General features: G+C 35.9%; 1 protein-coding gene. It reads right to left on the bottom strand.

Annotated elements, in window-relative coordinates; translation table 11 throughout:
• Nucleotides 1-735: Rpn family recombination-promoting nuclease/putative transposase (locus tag G7Y46_RS09055; RefSeq protein WP_165254024.1), on the bottom strand; the 735-nt coding region annotated here is incomplete at its 3' end.
• Between the last annotated feature and the right edge of the window lie 195 nt (nt 736-930).

The raw sequence follows: 930 nt of genomic DNA, 5'->3' as shown, positions 1-930 counted from the left end.
TTTGCGAGCATCTTTTACAGCTTCTGCAAGAACTTCTTGCATTTCTGCTCTGACAGCATCTTCTGCAGCCCATTTAGCTTCTCGCCTTATATCTTCTTCTATAGTGCTTACAGAAAACACTTTATCCACCCACTCTCTTTTCTCATTGGCTCTATCTACCGCTTTTGCCATTGATAATACGAGGTCATCTTTAGGGTTAATCTTACCATTTGAGATGTATTCCATAAAACTGGCAAGTTTTGCATCCTTTGTTTTGTTGTAAGCCTTACAGTTTAGAGCTAACCAATGTGAATCATCTTTTATGTCGATAGATGCATCTTCAATGCATTTTCTTTTAATCGTATATATTGGTAGCCCTTGTTTGAATGGATCATGATCGCATATAAAGATAATGTAGCTAACCGGAAGAGATAAGTATTCGTCTCCTTTATCAAGAGAGGCTGTGTCAATAGCTGCTTGATAATATCTGTATCTTTTTGCAATATCTTTTCTAGGTTGAATTTGAAGTTCTATGTCATATACCTTATTTTCTCCTTTAGCAAACAAATCAAGGCGCACCCCTTTTGTGTGCGCCAGAGGTTCAAATGCCTGTTCTGCATTTTTGTATTCAAGGGACTCTATCTTTTTGTTTAATATACGCTCTAGCGTTTTGATGCATATATCCTCATCTGTCATAACTCTGTTGAACATATATTGGTTTTTAATGGTTAGCTTCTGTCTTTGCTCTGATGCCATATCTTTTTACACCTTTCTAATAATTTAAGAGTACGCAATTCTCTTAAAATCCTAGATATGACATCTAATGCCTATGTATCAGAAATGCGATATTTAGTGACACCGAAAATCGCTATGAAATCAACTGTTTGCAACAGCTATTACGTCGCAAATCTGCTCAATTGCAACTTTTAATGTATACAAATCTTGCAGAAA

This window comes from Adlercreutzia sp. ZJ304 (assembly GCF_011039075.1).
Lineage (GTDB): Bacteria > Actinomycetota > Coriobacteriia > Coriobacteriales > Eggerthellaceae > Adlercreutzia_A.
The sequence above is the reverse complement of the archived record's forward strand: the minus strand, read 5'-3'. Positions and strand labels throughout refer to the sequence as shown.